The following is a 23037-nucleotide window of genomic DNA, read 5'->3' as shown; positions in this document are numbered from 1 at the left end:
CTCCTTACACCGTCACGCGCTCGATGCAATCAATCACGAGCTGACTGAGCACCAGTTTTTTACTCGCCTTCGAAGGCACCTTAAAACCTGGGGCAAGTCGAAACACCCCCGTTGGATAATCAAACGTCGCTGTGGATGTGAGGCCAACAGGCTTTCTCATAAAGGGCTCAAAGAACAGCGTCGCTTTGCCTAGCCCATCAACCGTGACCGTTTCGGTTAACCCCTTCAGCTCGCCATCGATGCTGACGTAATCGCCTGCTTTAGCGATAACCGTTCCTAATGTTTTACCTGTTTGAATGGCCACTTTGCCAGGCAAGGCTTGCTGGTAATCCGTCACGCTATAAGCGCCCCCCAGACCCGACGCCTTGGGGCTGCGCCAGTCATACAAAGTAAAGCCGCCTGCACTGCCTTGCAGTGACCACAACTTAGCAATCAAGACTTGGGCATCACTGCGACGTAAGTTGGCAAACTCCAATCGCGCTTCCCAAAGCCCTGTGGGCGAGCTCACCGACTGAGAAGCACTGGTAAACTTGCTGGTAAACAAGCGCTCATTGCGTGTCAGAGTAAACTCACTCTCTACGGGGATAAGCTGGGTTAGTCGCTCTGGCATCACAATACCTCTCTGAGTTTGGTGACATAGTCACCGCCATTGTCAGCATCTTTTAACAACGCTTGTTGGGTACGTGTTACCGCCTCTGTAATCACCATGTCGATTTCCAATTGCCCGTTGTTCATTTTGGCCGTCGCACTGACTTGCTCTTTATTCACGCCTGTTACATTCACTGTGACAGGCGTGCCTCCCGAACGAGCACTCATGGCCGCCGCTCCAGTAGCGGCGATTTGCATGGATTTCATTTGCTGCATCATGTTTACCATCCAGCGAAAGTTGTCCGCTTGAGCAGGGTTGAGCACCATTTCATTAGCCTTAAGTAACCACGTGCCCTCGTTCTCTTTGGGTATTCTGTCTATGCCATCGTGCGCCATGCCTGTGATGGCGGTTCCTGCTGCAATGCCCACGGAGGCGTAACCTGCGGCGCGAACACTTTCCGCCAAAATCTGCCCGTAAGGCGCAGGGAATGCGCCCAAGGTTTTGGTGTACGCCTCTTGGGTGGCAATAATCATGGACGGAATAGCGGCGGCTTTTTGAACCGCAAACAAGGCGCGATACACGCCTGTTTGCTCTTTGCCTGCGCTGCGTAAAAAATTGGTGGTAATGGAGGATTGCTGTTCAATAAAGCTCAGCGCTTGCATGGCCACCGCGCGCTGATTCTCGGCTCGCTCGCTGGCGGCATCGCGATCAATTTGGGTGAGATTTAATTCGTGTTGAGCACGCAACACCTCGCGATTAGCAAAGTACTCTTGCTCTAAGGCATCCATCAGCTGTTGGTCGCCAATGGCTTGATTATACGCGGCTTGGAATGACTGACTCAGATTGCCTAGGCGTTCTTCATACGCATATTGCTCTTGGATCTTCGCTTGGTTTTCCATGTCGGCTTCCATGGCAAGACGCATCAACCACGCGCTTTGCAACTCATCCGATTCACTGTAAAAGTCCGTTATCTTATCGGTTTTCTTTTTGTCTGCTTTTTTACTATCAAGCAACTGAGCTTGCAGCAGCAACTGCTCTGCCAATGTGGCATTGATGCCCTGTAACGCCCCTTTTTCAATGTCGTAGCGTACTTTTGCCGCTTCTGAGGTTTCACCGTATAGGCTGACTTGGCGAGTGAGATTAGCAAGCAGTCGGTCTGCTTGTTTGGTCGCTTCATCACTGGAAGGGGGAAGATCACCTTTAGGCTTTTCTGGACTGGTCCATTTATCGTCCGTGGTGTTGGCCAGCAGCGCAGCAAACTTCTGGTTTGCTCCTTCCACGGCCTGTTGAAAGTTTTTGGCATCGCGTTCAAGCGCAACCAACTCAGATTCTTTATTGGGTAGAAGCTGCGGCGGAGTAAAGGCCATTTCTTCTTTCAGATCACGAATACGACCCTGCACCAAAACAAGCTGTTGCCGAGCTTGGCTGGCTTCCGTACCCAGTTGATACATGAGTACATTTTTACCTTGGTCATTGAGCCCTTCAAACTCTTCGGTCAGATTTAGCACTTCACCTTTGAGTTTTTCCGTTGCGTCTTTGGCCGTCTCCGCCGACAACGCAAAATAGCTGAGCGCCCCAGCGGCCATAAAGGCAATACCTGCTGGTCCCCCTAACGCGGCCATTAACCCAGCGCCTGCGCGTGATACAACATTTAAACGCGATTGCGCGGCAGCTAACGTATTGGTTGCGGCGGTATGTTTGGTTTTTAACGCGGTGAGCTGCGCTTCGCCATTTCGCAGTAGAAACAGCTTTGAACCTGTTAGCTTCATGACTTCAAGGCGTCTAATTTCAGCCAGTGTTTCTGCCGCTATCGCCGCGTTCTTAGTGGCAATGGCGCGTACTTGCGCATAATCTGCGACCACCAAACGAAGTTTGACGGCGGTATAATTGGTGGCGGCGGCCGCGCCGCGTCCCATGGTGGTAAATAGCGTGACGCCAATCGCGGTGGAAACCAAATCGGCATTGTCAGCAATCACGTTGAATGCGTCGCCCGTTGTCTTTAACACGGGCGTTAAGCTGTCCGTAATGGGCTGCTCATACGCCAACACCATGTTGCTATAAGCATTAGTGTTATCGCGCAGCATAGCGTTGATATTGCCAGAGGTTCTTGCGGCTGCGCCTTGATAGTCTTCAAGGGCGCTGATTAAGGTTTCTTTGAAAAAACGGCTGGTCACTTGGCCATCAAGCATCATGCGACGAAATCCGCCAGCAGATAACCCCGCCGCTTTATCGAGTTTATTAAGTAGCCCAGGCATTGGCTCAACGACTTGGTTTAACTCTTCTGCTCGTACGATGGGAGACGCCAGAGCCTGAGAGAGGCCATACATGGATTGTTCAAGCTGCACGGTACTCGCGCCCGTTTGCGACTGAACGTTACTCATGCCTTCAAATATGTCGCGAGACTCCCCCATAGTGAGCAAGCCTGCATCATAGAGCGACATTAAGCGGGCGTAATTCCCCGACATATCGGTCAGCACTTTGCTGTGCTCAGACGACACGGCCATCAAGTATTGCTCGGTCTCAGCCCACGTTTGCTGACTGCCGATTAAGGCTGAGATTTGGGTGCGAATATCTTGATATTGCCCTAAACGATGAACCGCGTCTTGGGCGCTATAGAGCGCAGCAAATCCGCCAGCTAAACCAAGGAGCTGAGATTGCAAACCGCTAAATTCACCTATGAGAGAATCCGATTGACGCGCCATGGTTTTAAGACGGCGAGTGGTATGGTGAGACGTAACGCCCAGCTGCTCTATCCTGGTATCGACATCACGCACCTGCCCCACAAACTGCTGGGTCTTCGCGTCAAATCGTAGCGTGAATTTGAGATCTTGGGTCACAGGTTATACGTCTCCGTTAGGGTTCGGGCGATCACTTTGAGCTTGTCATAATCGTGAGTATTGACCGCTCGGCCAGACAGTTGACTATCGGCCTGAACCGCGAGCACATCCATTCCTGTGCACACGGTACGGCCTGATTGCAGGTTTGGGGTAAACTGTAAAAAGTTAGGGATGGAGAGCCACCACATCACGACATTCACGTTCTCTTGCCACAATTCAGGCACGCTTTCACTTTCTTGCTCGGCCTCATCCATGCCCCACAACTCAAGCTCTTGCTGCCAATCTTCCTTATCTTGCTGGGTAGTGGGACGACCGGATACGATCGCCTTCACTACCGCTATGAGTTTTTTTCTGCTGGCCTCCCCGCGACGCAATCTTGATAGGCGCGCACTACAGATTGGGTAAAGTGAGGGTTCTTTAACAAGGTGTCGCGCGCCGATTCACTAAACTCAATCGGTTCACCGATTTCGTTGGCAATGCCCTCCCACCCCACTAAACACATTTTCAGCTCTGGCTCTTGACCCATCAGGACTTTATTCGCATCCACGGTATCAGTGATTTTCAAATCCACTTTGATGGGGTGGCGCTGGGTGTCACCGCCATCGATAGGGACAACAACATCTACTGGCCAGTTTTTTACAATGCGTTCATCGGTGACTTTAAACATGGTTAATTCCTTATTTCATGTGGTTTAAACAGGGTTTATCGAGTAATGAAGGTGTCGCTATTACCGATAATATTGAGTGGGATAGATAACGTCGTCGTGCCACTTTGGTCACCGTACGTTGGGCGACCGAGCTGCACTTTGCTGCTGGACCATTCGAACTGATTACCAACAGGGCCATTGGTAAACACCAAGGTTCTTTCCGATTCCGCCGACGAGAGAGCAAACGCATCCCACGTCCCTTGTGGCGGTGCTTCAATCACAATGGTGCTGGTTGGGGCGTAATCGGTAATTTGCACCTCTTCATGGCCAACGTACTCGGTGTGCTCAACCGCGTTCGCCTGGTCATACTCTAAAGAGATCAATTTAAGGGCGGTGCCATCAATGGTGAAGGCGCTGTTTTCTACCCCTATTTTTAGTGGTTTCACCCACGCGCTAAAGTTGGGCGTTGGCAAAGCGGCGGCTTGAGCTGGCGCAAACAGTCCGGTAAAGCTAAAGGTGATACCGCCAAAGTTTTTGGCTGGCGCACTGAACTTAAGCGAGCCACGAGCACCCGTTAACTTATGCAGCGCTCCATCCATATAGAAATAGAGCGTCAGACTGTCGGTGGCCTCTTCATGCAGCGCGCAGGTAGACGTGGATGCATCCGAGGTCACTTTGCGTAAGCACGCTTTCATTAAGTCCGCCCAAGGCGCTGGCGTGCCAGCTGCGCTCGATGCGGCCATATCGACAGTGAACTCGACGGTGACGTATTTTTCCGTGTGGATTTGCGGTTTATTGCCCAGCTGGCCGTCATCATAATCAAGCGACTGAGACTCCCCGGCCATTGGCGTAATAGTGAACTCACGCCCCAAACAGTAAATGGGTGAGCCTGCCGCTATCGCATCCACGCCATAGGTAGATTCAACGGCAAAGGCGAGCACCTTTTTCTTATACTTACGAGCCATAACTTAACTGATCCTCTGTATATTCAGTGACAAACTGGTCTAGCCATGTTGCTCGACCCGCACTCACGCCTAACATTCGCCCACGCCCCAGCCAATAGGGTTCGTACTCGCTGTTACCACTCCAACCAAACAACCGTTGGCGTAGCGCTTGTCGAATGGGCATAAAATCTATGGGCTTGCCGTTAATGCTTTTTGCCTCTATCACCACGCCCACGGTCGCGATACAGCTTTGTAAGTACGCCCCTGTGCCACGTACGTCGGGCTTTGGCGCGTCATCCACCAAAAACACGTATAAGGTTGGCGTTCTTGTGGTGGACACTTGCTTGTCATTGACTTGCGTCAGTGAGTCGATTTCCTTCACATCGACCCAAGGCACACTGGCCATGGCTTGTTTTAAGTGGTGAATGGTGAGCGCTATCAAATCATTTTGCATCGCGTCCCCTAGATGAAACCCTTCGCGCTATCGCGACCAAACACACTGCCTGCGGACATCATTTCAGCGCTGTTGGTTTGCTCTGGCTTGGTTTGGGTATCACTTAAACCAAGCTGTACCTGACCGCGCCCTACTTGCTCTAGGTACTTCACCGCGTCCACATAACGCTTGGCGGCTTGATGCTCTTCGCCCAAGGTATCGTCATAGAGGTAATAGCGGCTTAAGTCGCAACAAATGCGCTCTAAAATGGTGGGCACATTACGCAGTGGTAAGGCGTAGCGCCCACCTAAATAACCATCAATGGTTGAGCTGGCGTCTTTAATGGCTTGCTCGGCCACATCCAGCACCAGCGCACCCGTCGAACCGTCTTTGTCGGTTAAGGCAATGAGCTCTTGCTCACTAAAGCGCCCTTGTAGCTGAGTGACCGTGCAATACATTTATTCGCCCTCGTGATGGGTTTGGCTTTGCATCGCTTCCCACGCGGCATCGCGCTCACTTGCCGATACCTTCTGCCCCACTCGCTCAGCCAGTGCGTCCACTTGGGGCTTTCCACTGCTGGTAAAGTGCTGGTTGTTAGATGGGTCGAGTTGCTTAATCGCCTCAATAAGCGCAGCTAGTGGCTCGGTTACAAGGTGAGATAACGCACCCGCATCCACGGCCCCCGATTGCTCACCGCTCGGACTTGCTTGAACGTCGCAAACTTTAAGGCGTGGATCTTGTTTGAGCATTTCCAGCTGGGTGGTCGTAATCGTTTCTGGCTCGATACGGTTGTCGCCTTTTTCAAACGCGATACCCGCACGGCGGTAACCGCCATGTGCCAGATTTTTAACAGTAATTGCTTGAGTGATGAGATTGATTTTCGCCATGACATGCAGCTCTCCAGTAAAAAGGATGGGAAACCATGCAAGCGACAGCCACGCTGCCACCTGCATTAAACCAGGTTTAAACAGCGTTTAAGGCAACCAAGGGACCACCAGCACTTGCACTGCTTTGTAGTTGGTGTTGGTTTCGCCCTGTGCTTTGTTTTCCGCTTCAATCACTTTCTTCGCAGCGGCTCGATTGGATGCCCCCACCACCAGTAGGTTGGGCATGATGCCAAGTGGGCGACCTTGGTCTGATTTGAACTCCATCATCGACTTAAAGCCAGAATCGAAATTGGCATCATTGAGGGTTGCTTTTGAGGCAAACGCTTGTTGCCAAAAGCCAAAGCCCCAATTACCGCGCGCGTCTACGCCATAAACGTACTCATCAAACATAAACACATGATCAGATGTATCGTGATTGGTTTTACTGACCAGGTTGTAGTCTTTACGACGCTGGAAAATAAACGGCTTAAGTGGTCGGCTGGTATCAAACAAATACCAAGCACTGCCAGCACCCGTTTGGAAGTTAGACACGGAGGTGGTTTCGCCTTCACGCCCAACAGGGTGGTCGGTATCAAAGAAGTACTGGCCGTCGTAACATGCTTCACTAAAGCCAGTTTGAATCAGCTCAAACAGCTTTTGGTCTGGGTGCGTTGCGGCGGCGTAGCCCATGTCGGCGAACTTAGGCATCAGCAAGCCGTAGTTATCGTCTTCCACATACTCACTAGGAATGGCTTCGGTGCCTTCGAACTTTTTGTTCTGTAGCGTATAGCCATACTGCTTCATGCGGTTGATTTGACGTTCGCCAATCCACTCACGCAGCGTGGTGAACTCACCAATCCATGCGTAATTCTCCGTCATGGTGGTGGATGGCACTAACGTAGCCAGTTGAGGCCATAGCGCGTTATAGGTACTGCGCCCTTGATTAAAGTTGGTTTTCACCGCCGTATAAAGCGCGGTGAGGTTTGCGCCTGTTGCAATCATTTATACTACCTCTGGCTTAACCCACACCTTACCACCATCCATTTGGGTGATGGTGCCAGCGATGGGACGTGTGTTTGTGGCATGGCTGATAGACACCGTGTTACTTGCCGATAGGTAGGCTTTACTGCCCACATCGGCGTCGGAGACATCACCCGCGTTTAACAGCAATAATTCGTCGTGCTCTACTTCAATGGTGAGCGCTTTATCGATGCCGTCGGTGTTATCGGCCTGCATTGGGGCCAGGCCCACTAACTTGTCTGTACCACCTGCTGCCGAGGCGGAAATGGCGAGGCCAGCGCTATCTAGGCACACCAAGGTGCAGGCGCTAATCACCACCGCCGCTTTCATGGGGTAGCCCCGTTTGCGGCCTGTACGTCTTGCTAATACCGAGCTCATTTAGATTGTCTCCTTGGCTTTTAAGTACTCGGCCTTATCTAATCCCGTCGCTTTAAGTACGGCGAGGTCGGATTCGGTTAAGCCCTTATCGTGTTTATCTTTGCCATCGTTAACCGTGGTTTGCCCTGTTTGCTTAGCGGTTAAGGCGGCAATAGGCGCGCGCTTATCCAGCATGGCGCTCAGCGCGGCCACGCCTTGTTGCTCACCAAAGCTTTTCAGGTAATCCAGCTCAGATTCCACCACCTTGCCTGCTTCACGGGCCTCTTTAATGGCGCTCTCAATACTGGTTTGGTCGCTGCCTGCTTTAAGCACCGCCAGTTCCCCGACCACGCCGTTATAGGTGTCGATGGGCACATACTTAGACAGGTCAATGCCCGTGCTAAGGTTGGCTTTTAGCGTGGCCAGCTCGGTGGTTAACCCGTCGGTTTTATTGGCTTTGTCTTGCAGCGCGGTTAATGCTGCTGTTGCGGCGGTGGCTAACTCGTCGGTCAGTTCGCCATCCACCACAATGCCAAGCCGCTCAAGCAGTTTCTTGAGTGCTTCGTTCATAAACGCTTCCTCTGTGGTTCCATAAAGGTTGATACTCGCACCGGGTTTAGAGATGCGAATGTCGATGTCCGCTGCCAGCGCCGCGACCGACTCTAAGCCAACAAGGCCAGGGTCATTCGTCAGCGCTGCCATGCGAAGTAAAAGCGGCGTGCCTGTTTTCTTGTCGTAGGGGAAAACCGCCGAAAGAAAGGCGTACTCTTTGGCGTCGATGTGTTGTTTGGCTGGGGCCGTCCAGTCGGGCTTAATGTATAAGCCTTGGCCTTCACGCCATTCAATATCGGTGTTACTGGTGAGCCAACCAGACGCGATGGCCTTCTGGCCGTTCTCTTCGGTACGCAGGGTTTGGTGCTCATAGTCGATAAGCACTTTGGGGAACGTCGATTTGGTGGCAGCAATTAGCGCCGCCGCTGAGCTGGCATCAAGGTGCCAGTAGCCATCGGGGGTGTCGTGAGGTCGGCCATCCACGGCTTTAAACTTGCCAGCTGGGAGCAGCTGCACCCAGCCGTCACTGTCAGTAGTTAGGTTGGCATTGAGTACCGCCATGCCCTTTGCAGGCTGGGCGGCTAAAATTGCCAGTGGATGAGGTGTGACGTTTTTTGATTTCATGCCCCACATAATGCGGGGCGATGGGAGTTAGAGTGAATTGAAGGAGATCATTGGTTGAGGTTCGCATTGCCTCCAGAATATGATTTAACCGCACTACCAATCAAGTTATTGATATCACTTACATTCATAAAGTATTTCATCAGATAATCTTTGATGATTTTTGATTCGTTTCGGCTCCCTACTGCGGAAGCCCATGAAAGCCAACTGCTAGTGCCATTCTTAAGGTTGGCCTCTCTAAGCTCTTGCAAACCGAACTTATTGGTTGGTATCTCAAGTATTTTAGCTTTTGAAATTGGCGTTGAATTCCTGTGACTATACAACTCCCGAACTAATGAATTTGCATTTTTAGCATCTAAAAGATAGGTTTCGGTTATTTTTGCAATCCAAAACAATTGATACTCGCTCAGATACGCTGTACTTTGCACAAGATCCAAAAAGCCATTTGCTAGTTCATCCATATCTTCACACTTAGCGCAGAAAAGGAATACTTTCTTCATTAATGAGGGATTTTTATTTGCAAATTGAATTAAGTAAATGTGTAGGTCATCAGTTAAGTGCTTGAGGGCTTCAAGTATATAATTAGCATCCTGGTCTGTAACATCATGCCCATCCGCTAACTTTATTAGCTCATCAATTTTCTCACTTTCAATTACCTCTAGTTCACTTAAATCACCAATACCAGAACCAAAGGCATTTTGTCCTACGTCTAAATTCAATAGTTCAGAAACTAGAGAGCGAGCTTGATTTTCTATGCCAATGGGGCCATCACTTTGTATCTTTGTTTTATTAGCATTTATATTTAGAGATTTTTGCCCTAGCAACTTCTGGATAGAATGAAAATCTTCCATTACCGACTCTAGTGAGTTCGAAGCTATAAAAAAATCATCCATAAACCTTGTCATTACTTCTGATTTTACAAATGCAGAATTATCAATGTATGACAAAAATGAACTTCCCAACATTTTCGTCGGGTATATCCCATGTGGTAAAAAGTCTATAGAAAACCCCGCGTTAATTTCTCGCATGAACTTACCAAAAAGTTCCACTTCTTTTACTGAGTCAATACGACTAGCTACACAATTCACCAAGTCATGATGATAGATAGAGTTAAAATAAGATGCTATATCAAAGTGTATGTGATAATTGTATTCACCTTTTAGTTCTTCAATTTCTTCATTGTAACTCTGAAAAGCATCACTAATAGAAACCGGAGAACCGCCCTTGAAGTGGTAACCATGTACCTTTCGATTAGGTAATTTGGGCGATTTCAGTTCATGTCTGAATTTATAACAAAAATGATATATATAGAATTCGGCAACAGGATCTAGCTTTTTAGTACGCCTCAAATGATGCTTAGGCTTACTCGCATGAACAACTTGCTGAGGAAGAAAACAACATTTCAAGCTAGTGTCATCGGCAATTTTTTGTACGTATTTATCTAACAAATCATAAGAGTTCTCAATCATGAATTTACATGTTTCCAAAGGGAACAAAGCCTTTTCAAAATCATCTAAATAAAATGATATCACTCTTTGTTTTACACCTTGGCCATTAGCCATATTACTCTCACCATCAATACTATGTTCCAGCCAATCTATCAGCTACTCCAGGCTTCAATCAACAGCATTATTTTGCTAATGTGACTAAGATTTATCCCCCACAAACAAAGACATCCGCGCCTAAAGCGACATGATTATCAATTCATTCCTTTATCTAGTGAAGTACGTAACGATCAAAAACCATCACATAGTTAACAGCATACCTAAGTATGGTCTCATCATATTGGATCGTCAGATCCATATCGGCTAATACTATTAATAATAGAGCGTCATTTTCAGACAGATCATTCATCAGGTGCCAATCTATTATTTCAGCTTCGTTCCGCATCACCGCTCTAAGCATCAATGTAAACAAGTGATTTAGACAATTATCACCGCTTCTTTTGGCTTGCTGAATCTGTATTAATAAATGCAGTTTAGTATTCATCTATTAAGAATATGACCTTTTCCCACAAGTAGAGTATGAACTTTGACTGACAGATCGTGATGACTATAGATATTCGCTACTAGAGTGGATAAACGAACATAAATCATTAGAAAATGGGCGAGTCATGTTTGCTACCCTTTACGTGTGACACTACGAAGAGGATACACCCCGTTTAAACCCCGTTTAAAATCGCTTCTTTGCCTTATGTGCATAAAAACGTGAGGCATATTAGCTCTTTTGCAAAAAGGCGGCTTAGAATCGATTTGAGAGCGTTATCGCTAGCTGAGTTACTGAACCAGAAAGTCAGTGAGGATATCGAATATCTCGGCGGGGTCTTCGGGATCTAACCCTAGCCATTCACGAGCGGGAATCGCGGCATTTTGTGGGCGCATGTCGGCGGAGCCACCGTAATGATGAATGGCCCCATACTCTTGCGGTGTACCAAACTCTAAACCATTACCACTGACTTGATAGGCCAGCGTTGCGCTAAGAATGCTATTTAACGTGAGGATGTCGTCCTTTCGCTTTTTCTTCTTAGCGTAATAGTTTGGCGATAAAGCTTGCCATGGTGTGCCGTCTGGGGTGGTTTGGTCGCGAAAGCGTTGGTCATGAGTCACTAGCAGCATTTCGCCGATGTCTCTTAAGGCGGGCTCTAGGTTGGTGCCACGTTGAATGAGTTGATTCAACGTTTTGGTGATGAGCGCGTCTTGCACACTCATCGAGTAGCTGACGCCTGCCATTATGCCTCCGCTTGTTGGGCAAGTTGCTCTAGGTACTGCTCGTAGACATCATCTGAGGCGAGATCGAGTAGTGTTTCGTAAAGGTCACCGATTTGCTGGGCTTCAGCGCCACGGGCTTCACTGCACAATCGTTCCCACTCTTTCATGCTGTCGAGTGTCACGGGTGCTTTGGTTAGGGCAATGGCTTGGTCTAGTCGTTTCATATTGTTAGTCTATGCCGCTTTTTTCGCGGTGTCCGTAATAAAGTTAAAAATTTCTGGGTACTCGGCCTTTAATTGCGCTGGCGCAAATAACCAGGCGACAAAGTGCTCGGCAAACCATTCGTTATCATTGGTGGCCGCGTATTGCGTAAGTGCGGTGGAAACAGGGGGCGATGGGCGTCCACCTTTCATGTGTATTTGATGCCCCATTTCATGCGCCCAGGTGGTGAGTACTCGGGCTGAATGACCGTGTAACGCTTCTGCTGCTGACGACATCGACCAAACAGGTTTAAGGTGTTTTTGTTTTAACGCCAGCTCTATCCCTTGGGTAATATGCTGCGCGCTCACCTTACTAAGATTCGCCGTTGCTTTGGCCTTTACCACCACATGTTGCCAACGCGCACTGGTAAAGCCGTTGGTTCTGGTCGGTCGTCTGGTCATATAAAGCGCTACAGGGTGTGGCCTCCCTGATTGTAAATACGCTTCCACGTCTGTGGCGATGGCTCTGGCTTTCGCCCCACCACTGAGCTCGGTTTGTTTAAGTACCAACGTTTTTAGATTGTGCTTGTGTAATGCCTGACTAAATAACGCCAGCTCTGGGCTGTCGAGTTCATCCAACACCTGGCTGATTCGCTGCGCGCTCACGCCTTTAACGCTGGAATAGGCGTGGTCAACACTACGAGGGGTGAGCCGTTGTTCTAAGGCAGGTTTACTATTAAGAATGGCTTTCGTTTTATTCGTTAATTGCGCGCTGGATTTGGGCGTGTAGTCAAAGCCTGGGTCAATGCCTTGTGGCAATTTATGGACTTCACCCGTGACTTTGTCGACCCACTCGTAGTAGTCCACTTTGGGCGGGCCTGTCACTGTTAACCCTAAACGGTCTAACGTGCGCTGACTAGCGGTGAGCTTTTTGCATTTACAGCCATAGCCATTAGTTGGGGTATGGGTTTGCCACCACGGGTCATCTAATGGCACCACTAGGTTATTCCACGTTAAATGGTCATGACGAGGATGCTCACTGCCTGAATGCTTGTATATCCCATAAGGTCGACGCCCTTTAATTTGTTCTATCTGCTGCTCACGGCCTGCGGTGTAACTTTGGCGTAAGTTGGTTTCGTAAATGACTTGGCTGCGCCAATTCGCCTCCCCCTTATGCTGCCAGCCATGCTTGGCGACGATAGAATTAAACTGGCTTTTAAACCATCCTAGCGACTTACCTTCACTGATGGCTTTATCCACCGCGCCGCGAAAATCTGCCAGTAAATCGGTTTTCATCGCCCCTGCCACCATAAAGCTGCGGTCATGGGCCCCTTGCCAGACATCGGCCCAGCGCTCAGTGCTGATATTGGTTTTACTGCGAAAGTAGCTAATTTGCTCATCAAACGGCAGCGAACCATAGTTAACGGGCATTATTTGCCATCCTGCACATCGCTGATGCCTGCAAGTTCCGCCGCCGCTAATGCCTTGGTCATTTCTTCTGCCAAATCATCAATACCGATTTGGCCTGTTAGCGTCAGAATGTCATCACGTAGCGCGGTTAAGCTGGTTGCACTCATGACCATGTGTTGAACTGGGGTAAGCAGCTCACTTAATAAACCTTGGGTTTGGGCGTTTAACACTTCCAGCTGATCATCCACGCTATCTTTATTCAAGCTACCGTTATCTGAACTATTATTTTGCTGCCGAGCTTTAAGCGCCGCAGTGCTTGGGTTATCCGAATCCGGCTTATTAGGATTAGGTGTATTCACTTGGCTAGACGTCGATTTACTCAATATTTCTTCATTTTTCTGGGCAATCGGGATTTGCGTTCTATCGTGCGCCCATTGCAGAGGAATACGCATGCCCATTTCCACCATGCCCGGCATGGCCTCACTGAAGGCTTTCCAGTCTTCTGCTTCGGTGGTTTCAAATTCAAAACGTGGCATACGGCGCGGGTTGCGGTAGCTTTTGCCATTAAGGGTATAAAGCGGATAGACCACATCACGAGTGAGCGTGGCGGCCAAGCGCTTTAGGTCAAAGTCGCGGATTTCTTCTCGCACTTCGTTATGCACGTTACCTAGCGCGTTGGTGCTTGTTTTTCCGTCGGCTTGGCTGGTGAGCGTTCCACCTAAAATGGCTTTGGATTGCGACTTCTCGCACCACTCCATCATGGCGATAAACGGATCGCTCTGCCCGTTCGCGGCGTTTTGAAAATCGATGTCCATCCCTTTGGGGATAATGCCCCCTGCGTTATGGCCAATCCCCATAACCGCACGCATAAGGGTCATTTTCTCATTTTGGGTTGCGCCTTCTGGGTATTTGCCTAAACGAATAGGCAGCCCATAGATTTCTAGAAACTCGGCCAAGTCTCGAACGGAATAGTTTTTAAACAGAAACGGCCACGCGAGTACGCGAACCAAACCACGGCGGTCGATGTAACCAGACTTTGCTTTTGCTGTATGCTGGACCCAACCAAAGGGTTGCAGCTCTGCGCCGTTATGGCTGCCATCTCTTAACCGCAGCTCACTGCGATTGTCTGGGTTAGTTTGAAACCAAGATGGATCGCGATAATAGACATCGGCTAAATAATGGGTGTTTTCTTCAAAGCCCCATTCAAGCTCTAGGTGGGCGAAGGATTTAAGCGTTGCGTCCGAGAGATCAAATATCGCATCATCAAGCCAAGTCGCATCTTCCAATAGCTCTTGAATCATCTCGGTGTCTTGTTGCTCTTGCGCACTGGCATTACGCGGCGGCTTAATGCTCCACTCTACCCCTTGCAACGCCATGCGGCGCTTGCCCAGTTCACTTTGAATGTGAGCGTCTTTTTCTTCCATGTCCTCTGCCAATTCACACTGCGCCACCAAGTTTCCTTGCTCGGCTTCTTTAAGTAAGTTGGCCAGCTTAGAAGGGGTTAACCCATTGGATGGATGATTGGCATAGTGTTTATAGAGCTGAGAAATACGCGCGTCACCTTGGGTTTGAATGACGTCTAATGCGCCTTTTTCAATGGGACGCCCCCATTTATCAACGATGATTGATTGCTGTTTCATTACGGCTCCTTTAGCCACGGCTTGTCTAATACTTACCCATATTTACCAACTGCCGCGCTCAAAGCGGTGGTAGTCATCATCCTCATCGGATTCGGCGTGTTTATCGGGAAGTGGCGTGTATTCAATGCTTGAGCCATCCATCCAGCTGGCACGCTCTGCCATGGCGAGCGCGACCGCAACATCGCCGTGACGCTGCTTGCCGTCTTCACCTTTGGTTTTGCCTTTGTCTATTTTTGGAATGCCATTAATCACTTGGATTTGACACAAATCGCCTTTGACATTTTCATTACGAGGAAGGGTAAGATTCTGGCTTTCAAATTGGGCTTTAAGCTTTGGCATCCATTCTCGATACCACGGGTCATTCAGCGCCACTTGCTCCACCATATCGGTGCCATAGCGAAGTGCTGCGGCCTCGGCTAAGTAGCCACCATTACCAGTGGCATCAAAGGCCATGCCGCGCCGACGCGGTAGTCGGTCACACAGATAGAACATCACTTCACGCTGGGCGTCATAGGTCATATTGCGTAGCTCGACATAGAATGGGACGAACTTCGATAAGTCGCGGCGCTCGGCAAGGGGCACGAAAATAGACAAGTCTCCTTTACGGGCAAAGTCTTCGCCAAACGAGTGGTGATGGTCGACATTGAGGTTTTCTAGCTCTGGCAACAACACAGATTCACACCAGTGCTCAACCAACAACTTACGGGCGCTTTCTGGCCAGTTCATAAACTCGTCTGGGGCTTCTATCTCCAAACACTTCGCGCCAGATTGCATGGCGGCATCAATGAGTACCAATGGTATGTACTGGCCGCTCGATGCTTTGGGCACGCAGTAGTATTCTTCTAATGCGTCATCTTTGGTGGCGGTGTCGTTGAGTAGATTGGCTTTCCACTCCTCTTCATCTTCTTGGCTCCAGGGCTTTTTTTGAATTTGGCAAATACGTTGATACAAGCCTTCTGCACAGGCGTCATCTAACGTGATGGTATGTACGCTGTAGCGCTTTTTGCCTGCTCGGCTGTCTTGAATTAATTGATTGAATAGATTGTCCACGCCGTTATGCGTGGAGATAAGACGCACTTTCGAACCCCACATAGTGAGTGCGAGTGCGGCTTTAAGGACTTCTGCCAGTCTGTCATGGAAAGCGGCTTCATCGATAATGACCGTGCCTTGCATACCACGCAGGTTCGACGGGTTACTGGATAGCGCTTGTACTTTAAAGCCTGATTCAAAGTAGATCACAAAGGTTAAGATATCTTTGTCTTCATCGTTAAGCAGCTCTTCTTGCACCTCACCTGCGGCTTTGTCGAAGATACGCGCCCAAAGTGCCACGGCATCAATAAACTCTCTGGCCATCTCTTTATTTGAACCGACATAAAACACATGACTGCCGCCCTCACCTTTTGCTGCGCCAGCGGTTAATGATGAATCGGCGGCTTCGGCAAAGGTTAAACCGGTTCGGCGAGACTTCTCGGCAATTTTCAATACCGACTCGTCGGCAATCCAACGCTTTTGATAGCCCAGCAGTAACTCGTTTTCGTCAAACTCGACCAATAGCTCTGGAGGAATGGAGGTGACGCTTAGCGCATCGAGCTCAGCGGTGGCGCTCATTACTGTATCCCCAGTAATTCGGCTTTGAGTAGTTTCACTGTATCGGACGTGAGCCCCGCCTTTTTCGCTACGGATTCGGCTTTATTGGCGGCATCTTCTAGGGCTTGTTTACGGATTTCTTTTTCCAGTTTAACGCTGCCTGCTTGCGCTTCGTTTAGGCGTTTAATGGTGAGCGCAAGATTGTTGAGCGTTTTTGGATCGAGGGTTTTGTCTTTTTCCACGCTGTCCATGTGCACGCGAAAAGCTTGCTCTTTGAGCATTTCAATTAAACCACGGGAGATGTCCGTTTGCGGCAGCTCGCCGTATTGCCCCACCCAATACTTGGTGAAATCTTGCGCCTCTTGATAGCGCTCCATCGCCTTGCGTTGCGCTTGTGAATAGCGGCTTAAGGCATTGCGTTTGATGTACTCTGGTTCAGAATCTACCCCGCTATCGACAATGATTTGATTCACTTCATCGCGAATTTTCTGCTGAGTCATTCGACCTTCACGCAGCAGCACGTTGAGCTGAGATTTTATGTCATCCGGTAGCTGGTCGATTTTGCTTGGGCGATGTTTGGTGTGCGTGCTATCGGCCATTCGGGTGGTCCCTATTACAGGTGTTAGTGCTGGTGCTTGTATTGATACAGGTATGGGTACGGTTGCGTTTTAGCCACGCCATAAATCGCACTCGCCCACGCTGGATACGTGGCCTAACATACGGCGACTTTTTATCGATAAAGCGCAAACGAACCCAGTAATAGGTTAAGCAAACGGCCACCCAGGCTAGATAGCACTTCACAATAAAAAGGCTGGGGATAAAGTCTTGCATCGCAACTCCTTGGCTCATGGCGTTAATGGGTGTTACTTCGGCAGTGGCGCTTTCACGCCTGGATGTTTGGCTTGCCCTTCACAGACGTCGAGACCGCGTTGGGTCAGCGTCGCCACCTGTGTGGCCGCCAGCTCTTGAGTGATAATGAGGTTTTGCTCAGCCAACCAGGTTATTTCTGCATTCACGGTGTCACGGCTGACTTTATGACCGTAAGCATCGAGCGCGGAATCAAGAATCGATTCATTGGCGGTGTACCCTGCTGACTCAGACAACACCCGTAATATCACTAGGCGTCGGTCTTGTTGCAGTAGCTCTTTTAATGCCATTAAGGCTTCTCCTTGAGTTCATTTTCTAGCAGCAAGTCACTCATACGCTGTAGTGATTTAAGCTGAGGCCGTATTTCTTTGATGTCGCCATGTAAGGTTTCCATACTGACTTTCAGCTCTGACACTTCTTTGGACGTGGGCATGCCTTCGACCTTGTTTTCGAGTAAGACTTGGCGGCCATCTAGTTTGCTTTGCTGCTCCTTCAGTTCACCGAGCTCTTTTTTTGACGCAAAGGTTTTGGTCATCACAAACCCCACCAGCAAAAAGACCAGGTTCATGATGGTGGCTAGAATCGGCCAATAGGTTCGAATGACTTCTAGGTAATTCGAGGCCACTGATTGCCCTCCAGTTGTTGTTTGCACGGCGCGCACACCGTAGTGCTAGGCAGTGCTAGTAAACGTTTGGGATTTATCGCCACCCCACAACATGCGCAGATAATGGTGTCACCTTCTTGTTCTCTATCGGGTTCATGAACAGGCTGGCGAGCGGCTTGAATGGCGCGAGTACGTTGCAGCTGCTCAAGCGCTGAAGCTTTATCGATAATGTCGCTCATGAGGCGATACCTCGCTTTTTCTCATCCCAACGAAGGCCCATAAAAGTTACCGCTAAACCGAGTAACGTGGCCGTCACCCCTAGCTCTGGGCCCGTGCCTTTACCTAGCGCATTGAGCACCGACATGGCGATGACGTAAACAAAAGTGGCATAGGTACTGGTTAGCGCCATGATGGGGCGAGCTCGCCTTACCCACGGGTCTTTTGCATCGTCACTATGACGAACGGTGCTTTGGGTTTCGTGATGCTCGGCTTGTCTGTCTTGCGCGGCAATTTCAGCTCGCTTGGTGACTTCTTTTTCCAACTCGACCTTAAGTTGATTTAGGGCGATTCGTTCATCGGGCGAGAGCGTATTAAGCTCACTTTCTAAGGCGGCTTTTTTCTGTTCTAGGCTTGAGCCTGTCATGCTCTCGACGGTTTCTACCGCCTTGGCAACTTTTTCGGCGGTCTCATTGCCGCCAAACATGGACGACACGCCGCGAATCAATGCAGGGCCAGCTTTAAGGGCTAAGCCTGCGATGGCTAAAAGTGACATGATTTGATGCTCCTTAATTTGGCTAAGCGTTTGGCCATGGCAACGGGCGGTGGTGTTTTCCCTGTGTGGGCGTTAATTTCACACAGTGACACGCTGTGCCAACCACGGTTAAAGTAACTTTGCATCGTGGCGTCATGGCTATGAAGTGGGGCAACGTTGGGCATGGCTTTTTCATTATTTGCGGCGTTTAATTCCGCGCTTAAACGCCGTTTACGCCCACATTGATATGACCATTTCCAATTGCTTCCCATGGCTACCTCTGCGCTTGGCGAATATCGAGTAGCGCTGGTTGGCCGTTTAAATACTTCATGACGGCATTGAAGGCGTGGCCTGAATTTAGTACTGCCCACTCACCATCGAGCACACCAAAGGTCATGCCTGGCGCAATACAACCTTGTAGCTGTGAGGCTTTGTTGGCTTTATGAATAAGAATGTGGGTACGCTGACTAGGGCCAAAAACGGTGACGCCATGCTCTTCACCATCCAGTGCATAGCATTGGCCAAACTTTGGGCTTTGATGGGGCGTAAGGTGATACTCCCCTTCTGGTATGCAAGACACACCTTTTTGGTTGTGTTGCCAAGGGCGTTCAATGGTGTGGCAAAGCTTGTTGCCAAACTCATCGCACAAGGTGCTAAACACGCCGTGGTCAAAATAGTTGCGGTGCAGAATTAAACGTTTTGGTTTTTGGGGCATGGCCGCCTCCTTGTCTTCCGTCACATGATGCTGGTAGAGATTCGATTGTGACGGAGAGACGAGGCTAAGCTGAATTGAAGGCGATCAATTAATGGGGGCGTTGAATGCAGGAAGTTAGAACAAAGATGGTTGACGCTGCCTGATTTCAATCGCTCGTTGCTTGGCAAGAATTTCATAGGCGGCGCGTTCGGTAATACCGTATCGCTTGGATAGCTCTAGATGGTTGCGACCGTTGAATTCGTCGTACATACGCATGTTACGAATTTGACGGCGCAGTGCATCACCACGAGGCAGATATTCTTGCGCGCCGCCAAGGTGGTCGGCAATGGATAAGGTTAAGGTGAAGCCTAAGCTTTTTGCTTGCTCGGCTTTTAAGCCGCTTTGCGCGAGGTTGTGCACCACCAGAGTGTGCAATTCTGCCAACACCACTGGCCATTTGGTACTGTCACCTTGCAGCTCCACAATGCGGTCTATGTCTTCTAAATTGATGTTGTCGAATGCGATGAGTTCTTGCTGTGACATGGTCGCCCCTTATTCCTGCTTGGTGTAGGAATAAGGGTATGTCAGGGGGAATGATCCTCAAGGGGAAGTTTTGGGGTTAGGCGATCCTTTTTCACCGTCTAGTCTAACAATATTGAGGAACAATAGTGATCCTGTAGTGAACTCAAAAGGACACAGCATCACAGGTCTCAATCAGTGCACTAAGTTATGATCGAACATCACAACATAATTTACAGCTTCATTAAGCACTAATTCGTCAAAGTTAATCGTTAAATAGATATCAGTTAATACAATTAATAAAAGTATATCGGCTTTGGTCAAATCATTCATCAAATGCCAATCTATCTCTTCTTCATCGGTTCTCATCACAGCTTGATTCATCATTCCAAACAGCTCGTTTAAAGAAGTATCACAATCCGATTTTGCACGATGAATAAGTGTTAGGATAATAGCTTTAGTGTCCATACCACTATGATATCGACTAATACATGTTATCAAGTATGATGTTCGACTGAAAAATTGTGACTTGGGGGGCTAAATCATCGTTGGGGTTGGGGTGGCACCTCTGGAGGTGATTTCGCATTTGTAGTCAAACCTGATGGAGTGAGCAATTATTTTGATTTCTCAAATGTACCAGAAGGGACACCCGTTAAAGCAAGTGGCGTATACAACTACCGAAAGTAGCCTAAATGGTGCTGTGATCTTACAACCCCACAATACGGCTTATATCTTCTGAATGGATATTGACGAATGCGATAAATTCTCGCTGTGACATGACCTCATTATCCTTAGCTTACTTAGGGGCTTGAGGCCAGAAGACCTTATCACTTAACTCTAATAAGTGGACTTTGAGCTGCATACCACCTAATACACTGCTGTGCTAATATTCTAAGAAGCTCAGCAAGCTCGTTGTACTGAGCTTCAGGAATTTCCTTTCCGGAAGGCCTGTAGTTTGCTTTAGCGTGGGCGATACTGTTCCTCGTTGCAGTAATCGAATCGGCAATATAACCTAAAGCGTCCCATTCCTTTTTCTTACTTTCAGTCACTATTTTCTTTTTAATATAACTAGGTACTTTATCTTCTAAATCTTTAAAATAGCCGCACGTCTGTACCGTTAACTTAATAGAATCGGCATCTTTTTGATATGAATGGTCCTTGAATAAGTTCTGTAACTCTTTAATGAAATTGGCATCGGGATCCATAGCTCTGTTGCTAGATAGTGCTTTCCTAGCTTCATCCGTAACTTTAACTCTTACGACTGTTTCAGATACGAACTCTAGAATTTTTGAGTAAAATAATACCGCTACTTCATCGTCATCACAGCACATTGCCTTGTTGTAGAGATCTATTACTTTTTCTGTATCATCGCAAAGTATCAACTTTCTTTTAATCGTTGTTGCTTCAGCTGGTCTCTCTGGCGCAGCGACCAAATAATCATCAATATCAAAAGGTTCGTTTGGGAAGGACTCTATTTGAGCGTTTGATACTGAGTTTGCTTCAAATATAAAAGATTTATATATCTGCCTACATCTATCTAAGGTCAGTTCACTACCTTTGATTACGACAAAACTATCATGATCAACTGGCTCTCTATGCCCTTGTTGAGAAAGGAGATAACTAAAATGGAAAGAAGGTTCCGGAGATAGGTACACTTCAACATCATCTACCTGAGTAACGAGCATTAATAGCTTTAAGTAGCTCTCATCATGTTTCGAAGTTATGGACACCCGATGAAGATACATTGTCTTACTGAAATATTCTTTATAGTCAATTAACTCAGCATTGTTTAAATCATGCAGCAAAGTAATGACATCACTTTGCTTAAGTACTAAGTCACTACCAAACTCTAAAGGTGAGTAGTACACATCAATCTCATCATCAGGGTCTATGCTTAAAACAACATAACCACCATCAATAGAATCCGTAGGATCATCAAAAACACTATCTTTCAGCTCTTCAATTTCAAATCGTATCTCAAAACCATCAATTTTATCAATGACTTCTTCCAGTGATTCTATAAACTTAGCTTTAAAAGCTCGATCGTAATGAACGATTAATTTATCTTCTGAAACGTTACTCATACCATCACCTATCTTATTGATAGGCATATATTATCATCATTTCCTAATTTAAAAAAAACTCATCATATAACTCTATTAGCTTATATGTGACAGGGTCCTATCTTTTAGAACTAAATCCATATAGCCAAGTAAAACTACCATCCAACTTACTACACTACGTTAACCTCGATCTCAGAAAGAAACGCTTCAAAAACCTGCTTACCTTTTACAAGGTTAGAGTTAAAGATTTCAACGTAATCACTCTCATCAATATCAAGCTCTAGTTCTCGTCGTACAGATAGAACAGTTTGTGGCAAGAGTTTTGATACCGTAAAATACGTATCCATACACTTGCGAGTAAAGGCTAAGTGCTCTTTACTCTGTATCGTCAAAAGAGACTGTATCTCGTCATTTAACTCGTCTCTTCGCGTACACTCAAAACTCAAGCTCTGATTTACATGTTGCCATATACCTTGCTCTGTACTGCTATCTAGCTTTAGCTTATTAATTATTGATAGGTACCTATCGATTTCAATTTGATGCTTATCCCTAGTGCCTTCTAAGCGTTGAATATGCTGCTTGCGCAGCATCAAAGGGTTGCGCTCCAACATCAAGTAGAGAACTGCAGTTCCAATCTCCCCCATAAATAATGATACGGCCCGGACTGTCTCTTTTTCGCCGACTAACTGTACCTTCGCAATTTTTCCTGCGTTACCAGAGAATGAAGAAGAAAGTTGTTCTTCACTAACATTAAGATTAGCAAAACCGCTTATCATATTTTGACTGTGTGTTATGGCCTCAACAGCCTCCATATACACTTCTTTTTTTAGTGCTTTTTCTCTTTCTATTGCTGCAATTTTTATCTGATTATTACTTTTAATTCCTTCTAATACTTCAGCATATCCAGCCTTAACAGACTCTATTGTTTCTGTGATACCCTCAATATCTTCCTTCGTTGCCAAATTTTTGCCTTTTTGAGAAAGGTAACCGGGAAGAAAATACTTGATTAATAAAAATACTATTATGCCAGCAACAACAGCCTCAAAACTATATCGTAAAAACATACTAACAATTGACTCATATTCTGACATCAAGGCTCCTAAAACTCAGAACTGTACATCTAAAAATA

The 23037-nt window shown here is 47.8% G+C and carries 28 protein-coding genes; all 28 read right to left on the bottom strand.

Translation table 11 applies throughout. From position 1 onward, the window contains the following. Positions 1-4 precede the first annotated feature (4 nt). Positions 5-610 carry a hypothetical protein gene (locus L4D05_RS03755; RefSeq protein ID WP_428793073.1) on the bottom strand — a complete coding sequence of 202 codons (606 nt, stop codon included), beginning with the start codon at positions 608-610 and terminating at the stop codon, positions 5-7. Continuing rightward, a complete protein-coding gene (locus tag L4D05_RS03750; RefSeq protein WP_428793072.1) occupies positions 610-3426 on the bottom strand; it encodes a tape measure protein in 2817 nt (938 codons plus the stop codon). Before L4D05_RS03750 ends, L4D05_RS03755 begins: the two co-directional genes overlap by 1 nt. Then, entirely contained in the window at positions 3423-3758 is a 336-nt protein-coding gene (locus L4D05_RS03745) for a hypothetical protein (RefSeq protein ID WP_428793071.1), read from the bottom strand. Before L4D05_RS03745 ends, L4D05_RS03750 begins: the two co-directional genes overlap by 4 nt. A 5-nt stretch (positions 3759-3763) precedes the next feature. Next, a complete protein-coding gene (locus L4D05_RS03740; protein WP_428793070.1) occupies positions 3764-4093 on the bottom strand; it encodes a hypothetical protein in 330 nt (109 codons plus the stop codon). A gap of 35 nt (positions 4094-4128) precedes the next feature. Further along, complete coding sequence (locus L4D05_RS03735; protein ID WP_428793069.1) at positions 4129-5037, bottom strand: phage tail tube protein; 909 nt, start codon at positions 5035-5037, stop codon at positions 4129-4131. Further along, positions 5027-5470, bottom strand: coding sequence for a phage tail terminator protein (locus L4D05_RS03730; protein WP_428793068.1), 444 nt, complete (start codon positions 5468-5470; stop codon positions 5027-5029). Before L4D05_RS03730 ends, L4D05_RS03735 begins: the two co-directional genes overlap by 11 nt. 8 nt (positions 5471-5478) lie before the next feature. Then, positions 5479-5907 carry a gp436 family protein gene (locus tag L4D05_RS03725; protein ID WP_428793067.1) on the bottom strand — a complete coding sequence of 143 codons (429 nt, stop codon included), beginning with the start codon at positions 5905-5907 and terminating at the stop codon, positions 5479-5481. Beyond that, complete coding sequence (locus L4D05_RS03720; protein WP_428793066.1) at positions 5908-6396, bottom strand: HI1506-related protein; 489 nt, start codon at positions 6394-6396, stop codon at positions 5908-5910. It lies immediately after the preceding gene. A gap of 27 nt (positions 6397-6423) precedes the next feature. Continuing rightward, the gene (locus L4D05_RS03715; RefSeq protein WP_428793065.1) at positions 6424-7317 is read right to left on the bottom strand and encodes a Mu-like prophage major head subunit gpT family protein; all 894 of its coding nucleotides are present in this window, start codon (positions 7315-7317) and stop codon (positions 6424-6426) included. Continuing rightward, positions 7318-7713 carry a hypothetical protein gene (locus tag L4D05_RS03710; protein ID WP_428793064.1) on the bottom strand — a complete coding sequence of 132 codons (396 nt, stop codon included), beginning with the start codon at positions 7711-7713 and terminating at the stop codon, positions 7318-7320. After that, positions 7714-8760 (bottom strand): phage protease, encoded by a 1047-nt coding sequence (locus tag L4D05_RS03705; protein ID WP_428793063.1) that lies wholly within the window; start codon positions 8758-8760, stop codon positions 7714-7716. It abuts the gene before it with no gap. A gap of 155 nt (positions 8761-8915) precedes the next feature. Continuing rightward, complete coding sequence (gene drt5, locus L4D05_RS03700) at positions 8916-10427, bottom strand: antiviral reverse transcriptase Drt5 (protein ID WP_428793062.1); 1512 nt, start codon at positions 10425-10427, stop codon at positions 8916-8918. A 714-nt stretch (positions 10428-11141) separates the two neighbouring features. After that, positions 11142-11594 carry a phage virion morphogenesis protein gene (locus tag L4D05_RS03695; protein ID WP_428793061.1) on the bottom strand — a complete coding sequence of 151 codons (453 nt, stop codon included), beginning with the start codon at positions 11592-11594 and terminating at the stop codon, positions 11142-11144. Further along, the gene (locus L4D05_RS03690) at positions 11594-11797 is read right to left on the bottom strand and encodes a hypothetical protein (protein WP_428793060.1); all 204 of its coding nucleotides are present in this window, start codon (positions 11795-11797) and stop codon (positions 11594-11596) included. The genes L4D05_RS03695 and L4D05_RS03690 overlap by 1 nt, the downstream gene beginning before the upstream one ends. A 9-nt stretch (positions 11798-11806) precedes the next feature. Next, on the bottom strand, positions 11807-13204 hold the full coding sequence (locus tag L4D05_RS03685; RefSeq protein WP_428793059.1) for a phage minor head protein: 1398 nt from the start codon (positions 13202-13204) through the stop codon (positions 11807-11809). Beyond that, positions 13204-14823, bottom strand: coding sequence for a DUF935 domain-containing protein (locus L4D05_RS03680; protein WP_428793058.1), 1620 nt, complete (start codon positions 14821-14823; stop codon positions 13204-13206). The genes L4D05_RS03685 and L4D05_RS03680 overlap by 1 nt, the downstream gene beginning before the upstream one ends. A gap of 42 nt (positions 14824-14865) precedes the next feature. Next, complete coding sequence (locus L4D05_RS03675; RefSeq protein WP_428793057.1) at positions 14866-16431, bottom strand: terminase large subunit domain-containing protein; 1566 nt, start codon at positions 16429-16431, stop codon at positions 14866-14868. Then, positions 16431-17009 (bottom strand): DUF3486 family protein, encoded by a 579-nt coding sequence (locus tag L4D05_RS03670; protein WP_428793056.1) that lies wholly within the window; start codon positions 17007-17009, stop codon positions 16431-16433. The genes L4D05_RS03675 and L4D05_RS03670 overlap by 1 nt, the downstream gene beginning before the upstream one ends. A gap of 264 nt (positions 17010-17273) precedes the next feature. Further along, positions 17274-17567, bottom strand: a complete 294-nt coding sequence (locus L4D05_RS03665; RefSeq protein WP_428793055.1) for a VpaChn25_0724 family phage protein — start codon at positions 17565-17567, stop codon at positions 17274-17276. Continuing rightward, positions 17567-17902: a DUF2730 family protein gene (locus L4D05_RS03660; protein WP_428793054.1), complete on the bottom strand. Its 336-nt coding sequence runs from the start codon at positions 17900-17902 to the stop codon at positions 17567-17569. Before L4D05_RS03660 ends, L4D05_RS03665 begins: the two co-directional genes overlap by 1 nt. Further along, positions 17884-18120: a TraR/DksA C4-type zinc finger protein gene (locus L4D05_RS03655; RefSeq protein WP_428793053.1), complete on the bottom strand. Its 237-nt coding sequence runs from the start codon at positions 18118-18120 to the stop codon at positions 17884-17886. The genes L4D05_RS03660 and L4D05_RS03655 overlap by 19 nt, the downstream gene beginning before the upstream one ends. Beyond that, positions 18117-18653, bottom strand: coding sequence for a 3TM-type holin (locus L4D05_RS03650; protein ID WP_428793052.1), 537 nt, complete (start codon positions 18651-18653; stop codon positions 18117-18119). The genes L4D05_RS03655 and L4D05_RS03650 overlap by 4 nt, the downstream gene beginning before the upstream one ends. Continuing rightward, on the bottom strand, positions 18641-18904 hold the full coding sequence (locus L4D05_RS24075) for a hypothetical protein (RefSeq protein ID WP_489686378.1): 264 nt from the start codon (positions 18902-18904) through the stop codon (positions 18641-18643). Before L4D05_RS24075 ends, L4D05_RS03650 begins: the two co-directional genes overlap by 13 nt. A gap of 2 nt (positions 18905-18906) precedes the next feature. Next, positions 18907-19347 (bottom strand): DUF5675 family protein, encoded by a 441-nt coding sequence (locus tag L4D05_RS03645; RefSeq protein WP_428793051.1) that lies wholly within the window; start codon positions 19345-19347, stop codon positions 18907-18909. A gap of 114 nt (positions 19348-19461) precedes the next feature. Next, the gene (locus tag L4D05_RS03640; RefSeq protein ID WP_428793050.1) at positions 19462-19869 is read right to left on the bottom strand and encodes a Mor transcription activator family protein; all 408 of its coding nucleotides are present in this window, start codon (positions 19867-19869) and stop codon (positions 19462-19464) included. Positions 19870-20040: 171 nt separating this feature from the next. Continuing rightward, the gene (locus L4D05_RS03635; protein WP_428793049.1) at positions 20041-20313 is read right to left on the bottom strand and encodes a hypothetical protein; all 273 of its coding nucleotides are present in this window, start codon (positions 20311-20313) and stop codon (positions 20041-20043) included. A gap of 359 nt (positions 20314-20672) precedes the next feature. Further along, complete coding sequence (locus tag L4D05_RS03630; RefSeq protein ID WP_428793048.1) at positions 20673-21929, bottom strand: hypothetical protein; 1257 nt, start codon at positions 21927-21929, stop codon at positions 20673-20675. Between the two features lie 149 nt (positions 21930-22078). Next, entirely contained in the window at positions 22079-22999 is a 921-nt protein-coding gene (locus tag L4D05_RS03625; protein WP_428793047.1) for a chromosome partitioning protein ParA, read from the bottom strand. Positions 23000-23037: the final 38 nt, after the last annotated feature.

The sequence above is a fragment of the Vibrio nomapromontoriensis genome (assembly GCF_050337205.1).
Lineage (GTDB): Bacteria > Pseudomonadota > Gammaproteobacteria > Enterobacterales > Vibrionaceae > Vibrio > Vibrio nomapromontoriensis.
Note: the sequence above shows the minus strand (reverse complement) of the source record. Positions and strands in the feature narration are given on the sequence as shown.